The sequence below is a fragment of the Vibrio sp. V19_P1S1T109 genome, from assembly GCF_002241375.1.
Classification (GTDB): domain Bacteria; phylum Pseudomonadota; class Gammaproteobacteria; order Enterobacterales; family Vibrionaceae; genus Vibrio; species Vibrio anguillarum.
Genome location: NZ_NDIM01000323.1, coordinates 1 through 9,131 on the forward strand (window position 1 = coordinate 1; position 9,131 = coordinate 9,131).

Annotated in this window: 6 protein-coding genes; all 6 read right to left on the reverse strand. The window is 48.4% G+C overall.

Annotation, left to right across the window (positions count from 1 at the left end):
• Positions 1-195: 195 nt before the first annotated feature.
• The 6 genes from B9J87_RS15530 to B9J87_RS15555 all read right to left on the reverse strand — a co-directional run bounded on the left by B9J87_RS15530 (position 196) and on the right by B9J87_RS15555 (position 8,878).
• Positions 196-2,073, reverse strand: a complete 1,878-nt coding sequence (locus B9J87_RS15530) for a propionyl-CoA synthetase (RefSeq protein ID WP_094125323.1) — start codon at positions 2,071-2,073, stop codon at positions 196-198.
• 27 nt (positions 2,074-2,100) lie between these two features.
• Positions 2,101-3,291 carry a 2-methylaconitate cis-trans isomerase PrpF gene (gene prpF, locus B9J87_RS15535; RefSeq protein WP_094132067.1) on the reverse strand — a complete coding sequence of 397 codons (1,191 nt, stop codon included), beginning with the start codon at positions 3,289-3,291 and terminating at the stop codon, positions 2,101-2,103.
• Positions 3,288-5,894 carry a Fe/S-dependent 2-methylisocitrate dehydratase AcnD gene (acnD, locus tag B9J87_RS15540; RefSeq protein WP_094151602.1) on the reverse strand — a complete coding sequence of 869 codons (2,607 nt, stop codon included), beginning with the start codon at positions 5,892-5,894 and terminating at the stop codon, positions 3,288-3,290. Before acnD ends, prpF begins: the two co-directional genes overlap by 4 nt.
• A 109-nt stretch (positions 5,895-6,003) precedes the next feature.
• On the reverse strand, positions 6,004-7,131 hold the full coding sequence (prpC, locus tag B9J87_RS15545; RefSeq protein ID WP_094151604.1) for a bifunctional 2-methylcitrate synthase/citrate synthase: 1,128 nt from the start codon (positions 7,129-7,131) through the stop codon (positions 6,004-6,006).
• A 26-nt stretch (positions 7,132-7,157) separates the two neighbouring features.
• Positions 7,158-8,054, reverse strand: coding sequence for a methylisocitrate lyase (gene prpB, locus B9J87_RS15550; protein ID WP_094147060.1), 897 nt, complete (start codon positions 8,052-8,054; stop codon positions 7,158-7,160).
• A 113-nt stretch (positions 8,055-8,167) separates the two neighbouring features.
• On the reverse strand, positions 8,168-8,878 hold the full coding sequence (locus B9J87_RS15555; protein WP_094151606.1) for a GntR family transcriptional regulator: 711 nt from the start codon (positions 8,876-8,878) through the stop codon (positions 8,168-8,170).
• Between the last annotated feature and the right edge of the window lie 253 nt (positions 8,879-9,131).

The window sequence follows — 9,131 nt, forward strand, 5'->3', positions numbered from 1 at the left end:
GCCGTGATTCTATAAGATAGTGATTAAAAAATATATCTTCATGCGTAGTGTTTTTGGTCGATTGAGCGCTAATCTCGTCTTAGAACTAAGACAGATGAACTAAGAGAAACAAATAAAATGCGGATTGCAAATTGGCAATAAAAACGCCTCATTCATCTGAGGCGCCTCGATTAATCGTCAACTATAGGGTAGCCGCTAGTGATGGAGCGCTTTTTCTAACTCACTCAAGCTCATTGGGTCATCAATTGTTGAAGGGACTGCATACTCTTCGCCATCGGCAATTTGTCGAATGACTCGACGCAGAATTTTACCAGAGCGCGTTTTGGGTAAACGATCAACAATTAACGCATGCTTAAAGCACGCTACCGCACCAATTTCACTGCGCACTTTGTTAACAAGTTCTTGTTCCAAGTCGCGCTCATCCACCTTAACGCCATCTTTAAGCACCACCAACCCTAGCGGCAACTGCCCTTTAAGCTCGTCATACACTCCAACTACAGCACATTCGGCAACCGCAGGATGAGCACCGACGATTTCTTCCATCTCCCCCGTAGATAAACGATGGCCTGCAACGTTTATCACATCATCAATTCGCCCCATGATGAAGAGATAACCTTCTTCATCCAAATAGCCACCATCACCAGAAACATAGTAACCGTCAAATTGAGCAAGGTAACCGGACTCAAATCGTTCGTGATCACGCCATACCGTCGCTAAACAACTTGGTGGTAAGGGGCGTTTCAACGCCACAAACCCTTGTTGATTGGCGGGCATCACTTCACCTAGCTCATTGAGAATCTCGACCTGATAACCGGGAATCGGTTTCGTTGCTGACCCCGCTTTAATTGGCATTGACTCAAGCCCTATCGGATTTCCAGCAATCGCCCAACCGGTTTCGGTTTGCCACCAATGGTCAACTACTGGCTTTTGAGTGTGCTGTTCTACCCATTCAAGTGTCGGCGGGTCAAGACGTTCTCCGGCCATAAAAATAGTGGTTAAAGTGGATAAATCATAATGTTTGAGTAGATCGCCATTGGGATCTTCTTTTTTGATGGCGCGAAAGGCGGTAGGCGCAGAAAAAAGTACGTCCACCTTATACTCTTGGCACACTCGCCAAAATGCAGCCGGATCGGGTGTGCGCACCGGTTTACCTTCATACAAAATAGTGGTGCAACCGTGAATCAAGGGTGCATAAACAATGTAAGAGTGACCGACTACCCACCCCACGTCCGACGCAGCCCAAAAAACACCTTGTTGAGGCATATTGTAGATGGTTGACATGGAGTACTTCATCGCGACTGCATGACCACCGTTGTCGCGCACCACCCCTTTGGGTTTGCCTGTTGTACCTGATGTGTAAAGAATATAAAGCGGATCGGTCGCCAAAACCGGCACGCAATCATGCGGCGGCGCTTCTTTAACGGCTCGATTCCACTCTAGATCTCGCTCATTATTTAAGTCAGCCACATGCTCCGAGCGTTGTAACACCACCACTTTTTCCGGCTTCCATTTGCTGTCTAAAATGGCACGGTCAACTAAGGGTTTGTAGGGTAAAATCTTATTGATTTCGATACCGCAAGATGCCGTCATGATCACTTTCGGTTCAGCATCTTCAATACGCACCGCTAATTCATTGGGTGCAAAACCGCCAAAAACGACAGAGTGAATCGCGCCAAGCCGTGCACAAGCGAGCATCGCCATCACTGCTTCCGGGATCATTGGCATATAAATGATCACCCGATCGCCTTTAGCAACACCTTGCATTGCCAGCATTCCCGCTACTTTCGCTACCTGATCTCGTAATTGTGTATAGCTATATTGACGCTTTCTTCCGGTCACTGGGGAATCATAAATCAGCGCGGTTTGCTCACCTCGCCCCTGTTCACAATGGAAATCTAGCGCCAACCAACAGGTATTGAGTACACCATCGGTAAACCAGCGTTCAATGCCATGCTCATCTTTTTGTAAGATAGTTTGGGGAAACTCAAACCACTCAATCTGCCGAGCTTGAGCCTGCCAAAATGATTCAGGTTCAGATTGAGCCCATTGATATTCCTTTAAATATGCCGACATAACATTTCCCTTAACATGATTTGAGGCTTAACGATGGACTCGCACCCAACCTTCCATTAACACCCGCGCGCTACGGCTCATACTGGCTTTCTCTATTCCCCAATGACCCTCTCGTAAAACGGCTTTAGCGCCCACTTTCAGCGTACCGGATGGATGACCAAAAGTGACCGATTCTTTTGCTCCACCGCCCGCCAACATATTCACTAACGTTCCAGGGACACTGGCCGCTGAAGCGATGGCCACGGCGGCCGTTCCCATCATCGCATGATGCAGTTTTCCCATAGACAGCGCGCGCACCACAATATCGACATCGTTCGCCGATACCGCTTTACCACTGGATGACAAATAGGATTGCGCTTTTGCTACAAACGCTACTTTAGGCGTATGTTGGCGCAGTTGGGCTTGTTCAATATGCTCAATCAAACCCATTTTCACAGCGCCATAAGCGCGAATTGCTTCAAACATCGCCAAGGCATGATCATCATTGTTGATCGCCTCTTGCAGTTCAGTACCTTGATAACCGATGTCGTGAGCATCGATAAAAATCGTCGGAATGCCCGCATTAATGAGCGTTGCATTCAAGGTTCCCATGCCGGGGATTTGCAATTGGTCGAGCACATTTCCGGTTGGGAACATCACACCGCTATCATCGGCAGGATCGAGAAAATCAACCGCAATTTCAGCGGCGGGAAAGGTCACCCCATCGAGTTCGAAATCACCACACTCTTGCACTTCACCCTGCTCAATTGGCACATGAATAAGAATGGTTTTGCCAATGTTGGCTTGCCAAACGCGAACCGTCACTACACCGTTATTAGGGATCTGTTCTGGGTCGAGAAAACCGCTGTGAATCGCAAATGGCCCTACTGCCGCAGAAAGGTTACCGCAGTTGCCGCTCCAGTCTACAAACGCTTTGTCTATCGAAACTTGGCCGAATAGATAATCGACATCGTGATCGGCTTGCTCACTTTTGGAGAGAATCACGGCTTTGCTGGTGCTAGAACTTGCGCCGCCCATGCCATCAATTTGTTTGCCATAAGGATCGGGGCTACCAATGACACGCAACAGCAGTTGATCTCGTGCCTCTCCCGCTTGCTGAGCCTCTTTGGGTAAATCTTCAAGCCGAAAAAATACGCCCTTACTGGTACCGCCTCGCATATACATCGCCGGAATTTTTAATGAGTTACTCACGTGATACTCCTTTATCCTTAGCGTCATTGAGCCAGAAAATCTTGCGCAAAACGCTGCAATACGCCACCAGCCTGATACACACTGACTTCATCAGCCGTGTCTAAACGACAAGTCACCGTAACCTTCTGCTGTTCGCCCTTATTTGCGCCTTGCGTACGAGTGATCACCAAGCTTAAGTCGACGCTCGGCTTAATATCTCCCACCACATCATAAAGCTCAGTACCATCGAGTTGCAGTGTGTGGCGGTCTGTTCCCGTTTTAAATTGCAGTGGCAGAACACCCATCCCGACTAAATTCGTGCGATGGATCCGTTCAAACCCCTCGGCAACAATGGCTTCAACTCCCGCCAAACGTACACCTTTCGCCGCCCAATCACGTGACGAACCTTGCCCATAATCGGCTCCAGCAATAATGATCAATGGCTGCTTACGATCCATATAAGTCTCTATCACTTCCCACATGCGGGTAACCAAGCCTTCAGGTTCAATACGCGCCAACGAGCCTTGCTTTACTTTGCCCTCCTCTTGCACCATCTCATTGAACAGTTTGGGGTTAGCAAAAGTGGCACGTTGCGCGGTCAGATGGTCACCACGATGCGTGGCATAGGAGTTAAAATCTTGCTCCGGAACGCCCATTTTGAGCAAATATTCCCCAGCGGCACTGGTCGCTAAAATTGCGTTCGATGGCGATAAATGATCCGTAGTGATGTTGTCACCTAAAATAGCCAAAGGTCGCATGGCTGACAACCGACGTTCACCCGCTAACGCACCTTCCCAATAAGGCGGACGACGGATATAAGTGCTCATGGGGCGCCAAGCATAAAGTGGCTTTTGTTTGGCCATGTGCTCATCTAATTTAAACATCTGAATGTAAATTTGTTTGAACTGTTCGGGCTTAACATGGCGCACCACCACATCATCGATTTCTTCATCGGTTGGCCATAAGTCATTGAGGTAAATAGGCTTGCCTTGCGCATCTATTCCCAACGCGTCTTTTTCAATATCAAAACGAATCGTACCCGCAAGTGCATACGCCACCACCAATGGCGGAGAGGCAAGAAAAGCCTGTTTCGCATAGGGATGGATGCGGCCATCAAAGTTTCGGTTACCTGATAGCACAGCCGTCGTATAGAGATCGCGTTCAATGATTTGCTGCTCAATCATAGGATCAAGCGCGCCACTCATACCATTACAGGTAGTGCATGCATAAGCGACAATGCCAAAACCGAGCTGTTCTAGTTCAGGCAGCAGGCCAGCTTCCTCTAAATAAAGTTTGGCTACTTTTGAGCCCGGTGCAAAGGAGGTTTTGACCCAAGGTTTGCGAACCAAACCCAATTGATTGGCCTTTTTCGCCAGCAACGCGGCGGCCACGACATTGCGCGGATTACTGGTATTGGTGCACGAAGTAATGGCGGCGATGATCACTGCGCCATCAGGTAATTCGCCTTCTTTGGTTTGCCACGCCCCCGCAATACCGCGCTCGGTCAGTTCGCTTGTCGGCAAGCGGCGATGAGGATTCGAAGGCCCGGCTAAATTACGCTGCACACTTGAGAGATCAAACTCCAGTACCCGTTCGTATTGCGCTTCAATCAAATCATCGGCCCATAAGCCGGTTTGCTTAGCGTACTGTTCAACCAAGGCTACTTGCTGTGCGTCTCGACCCGTGAGTTTGAGATAGTTGATGGTTTGCTCATCAATATAGAACATGCCTGCGGTTGCACCATATTCAGGTGTCATATTGGAAAGCGTTGCGCGATCGCCAATCGTCAATGCGCGAGCGCCTTCTCCGAAAAACTCCAGATAACAAGACACCACGCGCTGATTTCGCAAGAACTCCGTAATGGCAAGCACAATGTCGGTCGCGGTGATCCCCGCTTGGCGTTGACCGGTTAGTTTAACGCCGACAATATCGGGCAGACGCATCATCGAAGGCCGACCTAACATCACTGTTTCAGCTTCTAACCCACCGACGCCAATCGCCAACACACCTAATGAATCGACATGAGGAGTATGGCTGTCAGTACCGACACAAGTATCTGGAAATGCTAAGCCGTTTTTCACTTGGATGACGGGCGACATTTTTTCTAAGTTAATCTGGTGCATGATGCCATTACCCGCCGGAATAACGCTGACATTTTCAAAGGCGGTTTTGCACCATTCGATAAAGTGAAAGCGATCTTCATTGCGGCGATCTTCAATCGCACGATTTTTTTCAAACGCGTCAGCTTCGAAGCCGGCATGTTCAACCGCGAGTGAGTGATCGACAATCAGTTGCGTTTCCACCACAGGGTTTACTTTGGATGGATCACCGCCTTGCTGAGCGATCGCGTCTCTTAACCCCGCCAAGTCCACTAAAGCGGTTTGCCCTAAAATATCGTGGCACACCACACGCGCCGGATACCACGGGAAGTCGAGATCGCGCTTACGCTCAATCAGCTGTTTCAGCGAATCAACCAATGTGTGCGGCTCACAGCGGCGGACTAAGTTTTCCGCCAGTATTCGTGAGGTATAAGGCAGCCGATCATACGCTCCGGCTTGGATATCATTGACCGCTTGTCGTGCATCAAAATACTCCAGCGCGGTCGCTGGTAATACTTTTTTGTATTGGCTGTTGATCGTTTGATGACTCATCAATTCCACCCATAAAACTGTCTATTCGAAACATTGTCTAGGTCTAGCGAGCTAGGTTTTACCTACCACCAAACCATACACCAAAGGAGCATGGTTTGATTCCATCCCATTAACGCTGCTCTATTGGTATCCACTCTTGATGTTCAGGACCGTCATAATCGGCACTTGGGCGAATAATTCGGTTATTAGCGCGCTGCTCAAACACATGAGCGGCCCAGCCAGTTAATCGACTCATCACAAAAATAGGGGTAAATAATGGCGTAGGAATACCCATAAAATGGTAGGCCGAAGCGTGGAAGAAATCCGCATTACAAAATAGGTCTTTCTCGCGTTTCATCACCGCTTCAACACGTTCTGATACCGCGTACAAATGCGTGTCGCCCGACGCTTCAGATAACGCTTTTGACCAACGTTTGATCAATGCGTTACGCGGGTCACTTTCACGATAAATGGCATGACCAAAACCCATTATTTTGTCTTTATTAGCCAACATTTGCAGAATATTGGCCTCAGCTTCGTCCGGTGTTTGCCAGCGTTCAATCATCGCCATCGCCGCTTCATTGGCTCCACCATGCAACGGGCCGCGCAGTGTGCCAATCGCCCCAGTTACGCAAGAGTGAATATCTGACAGCGTAGATGCACAGACGCGCGCGGCAAACGTTGATGCATTAAACTCGTGCTCTGCGTACAGAATCAATGAGCAATGCATCACCTGCTTGTGCAGCTCGCTCGGTGCTTTTCCTGTCAGCATTTTTAAGAAGTAGCCACCAATGCATGCTTCGCTTTGATCTTCAGTCTCAATCCGGATGCCTTGGTGGCTGAAACGATACCAATAACAGATAATAGCGGGGAAAAGTGCCAACATCCGTTCGGTCGCACTCAACTGCTCAGCAAAACTGTGCTCAGTTTCAAGGTTGCCTAAAACTGAACAGCCAGTGCGCATTACGTCCATTGGATGTGTACTGGCTGGCAGCAGCTCTAGCGCGGCTTTTAACGGCTGCGGTAAACCTCGTAATCCCATTAAGCGGGTTTTGTACTGGTCAAGTTCACTTTGATTAGGTAAATGGCCAATCAATAACAGATGAGCGACCTCTTCAAACTGTGCATGGTTGGCAAGATCGGTGATGTCATAACCTCGATAAGTTAGACCCGTCCCCGTTTTTCCGACAGTACATAAAGCGGTGACTCCCGCGCTTTGACCGCGCAGACCTGCGCCGCCCAGTGGTGCGTTTGACATGTTGAACTCCTTTTCCTTTGTTTTTATTATTCCTTTGATGAAAAAAGCTCGTCGAGCTTATCTTCGTAATCGTGGTAATTGAGATAGTCATACAGCTCGCTACGGGTTTGCATGCTATCGAGCAAAGCTTGTTGGTTGCCCTGCTCTAATAAATGACGATAGACATTCTCAGCCGCTTTATTCATCGCACGAAACGCACTCAATGGGTAAAGCACCATATCCACTTTCACTTGAGCAAGTTCTGCACATGGGTAGAGCGGCGTCTGCCCAAACTCAGTAATATTGGCTAAAATCGGCACTGACTTACCACAAGCTGCGCTTAGCGCGGTGGAGAAACGATCGTACTGCTCAAGAGTGGTCATCGCTTCGGGGAAAATCATATCGGCTCCGGCCTGCACGTAAGCAATGGCACGTTCAATGGCGCTATCAATGCCTTCCACCGCTAACGCATCGGTGCGCGCCATGATCACAAACTCTGGGTTCACTCGTGCATCTACCGCGGCTTTTACGCGGTCAACCATCTCTTGCTGGCTGACGATCGCTTTATTAGGGCGATGCCCGCAGCGTTTCTGCGCAACTTGATCTTCCATATGTACGGCAGCAGCGCCCGCTTTCTCCATCGCTTTGATAGTGCGAGCAATGCTAAATGCGCCGCCAAAACCGGTATCAATATCCACCAACAAAGGCAAATCACACGCATTGGTGATGCGCTCAACATCCACCAGCACATCATTTAATGTGGTGATACCTAAATCGGGCAAACCATACGAAGCGTTAGCGATGCCACCACCCGACAGATAAATGGCTTGGTGGCCTAAACGTTTGGCCATCATTGCGCAATAGGGATTGATCGTGCCGACAATCTGCAGTGGATCATTTTGTTGAACAGCGAGTCTAAATTTCGCCCCCTGACTTAAGCTCATGAGATTCTCCTAATCAGTCGCTTGGTTATCGCCCTTATTCAAGGCCGCTCTGTGCGTGGTTCTTGGTTTGCTTCATTGCAGGCATGATTATTTTCTACCCGCCGCCCTGTGGCTTACTCTTTTACTATCTGCTGTTCAATCAAGATTCGACTGCCCGAAATATGGCGTCGCATCAACATCTCAGCCAGTTCTTCATCGCCGTTTTTGATCGCTTGTAGAATGTATTTGTGCTCATCCAACGCCTCCTTCGGGCGTGAATGTGAGCGTGGCGATTGATAACGATACATGCGCAGTAAGTGATAGAGCTCATCACACAATAAAGTCACTAATTTATGATTACGGCTGGCTTTGATGATGCGGTAATGAAAGTCAAAATCACCGTATTGATGAAAATAGGAAGCCCCTTCGACTTGCTCAATATGATTCGAATGTGTCGACAATAACGCCTCTAGCCCTTGTAATTCAGAGGGCGAAATGTTGCGCGCCGCTAACCTTGCCGCCATACCCTCTAGCGCTTCGCGTACTGCATAAAGCTCTACCAACTTACCGGGTGACAACTCAATAACTCGCGCGCCCACATGTGAAACACGTTCGATCAACCCCAAGCCTTCCACACGCATTATCGCTTCACGCAGTGGCCCACGGCTGACTTGAAAACGTTTGGCGAGTTCGGGTTCTGAAATCTTGCTGCCCGGTGCTATACGCCCCTCAACAATCGCCTCAATCAGATACTCCGTAAGGTTTTCCGATTTGGTGTTCTCTTTTTCTCGTTCAACAGCGTGTGATTTTGTATCAGTACTGTTTAGTGTTAGTGCACTATTCATCTTGTTATCGCTCACAGGTTGGATTCATGCTGAGACGCAAAGCACTCACACACTCATATGTGTTAACAATCATTAAAACTTATTGTTAAAATAGACCATAAAACCATCGATAATCAATAAAATTGTCGACACATTAGACTAATGTATAAGAAACTTAATGATTAAATTTGAACCAGAAGAAGATAAAACTCTGTGAGCTTGAAAAGAGAAAAGTGTCGATTTCGCAGATAGAATAAGCAGTGCAACCCATTAC

Bases quoted from the DNA above. Each gene is read 5' to 3' on its own strand.
- B9J87_RS15530 (WP_094125323.1), bottom strand. From the start codon at position 2,073: ATGTCGGCATATTTAAAGGAATATCAATGGGCTCAATCTGAACCTGAA.
- prpF (WP_094132067.1), bottom strand. From the start codon at position 3,291: ATGACGCTAAGGATAAAGGAGTATCACGTGAGTAACTCATTAAAAATT.
- acnD (WP_094151602.1), bottom strand. From the start codon at position 5,894: ATGAGTCATCAAACGATCAACAGCCAATACAAAAAAGTATTACCAGCG.
- prpC (WP_094151604.1), bottom strand. From the start codon at position 7,131: ATGTCAAACGCACCACTGGGCGGCGCAGGTCTGCGCGGTCAAAGCGCG.
- prpB (WP_094147060.1), bottom strand. From the start codon at position 8,054: ATGAGCTTAAGTCAGGGGGCGAAATTTAGACTCGCTGTTCAACAAAAT.
- B9J87_RS15555 (WP_094151606.1), bottom strand. From the start codon at position 8,878: ATGAATAGTGCACTAACACTAAACAGTACTGATACAAAATCACACGCT.